Annotated in this window: 1 pseudogene; it reads left to right on the top strand. The window is 66.6% G+C overall.

From position 1 onward, the window contains the following. A pseudogene (locus OR16_RS39265) lies at window positions 1-419 on the top strand (UxaA family hydrolase); the annotation flags it as partial.

Raw genomic sequence — 419 nt, 5'->3', positions numbered from 1 at the left:
GGCGGCACCGCCATCCTGTCGGAGACGCCGGAAATCTACGGGGTTGAGCACACGCTGACCCGCCGTTCCGCCAGCCGCGCCGTCGGCGAGAAACTGCTGGAACGGGTTCGTTGGTGGAAGGAGGATTATTCCGTCGGACGCGACGTGCAGATCAACGGCGCCGTCAGCCCGGGCAACCAGATGGGTGGCCTGGCCAACATCTTCGAAAAGTCGCTGGGCTCGTCGATGAAGGGCGGCACAGGCCCGCTGATGGAGGTGTACCGTTACGCCGAGGCGGTCACGCAGCACGGGCTTGTATTCATGGACACGCCGGGCTACGACCCGGTCTCGGCCACGGGCCAGATCGCCGGCGGCGCCAACCTGATCGCCTTTACCACGGGCCGCGGCTCCATGTTCGGCGCCAAGCCTGTACCCAGCCT

The organism is Cupriavidus basilensis OR16 (genome assembly GCF_000243095.1).
Lineage (GTDB): Bacteria > Pseudomonadota > Gammaproteobacteria > Burkholderiales > Burkholderiaceae > Cupriavidus > Cupriavidus basilensis_D.
Note: the sequence above shows the minus strand (reverse complement) of the source record. Positions and strands in the feature narration are given on the sequence as shown.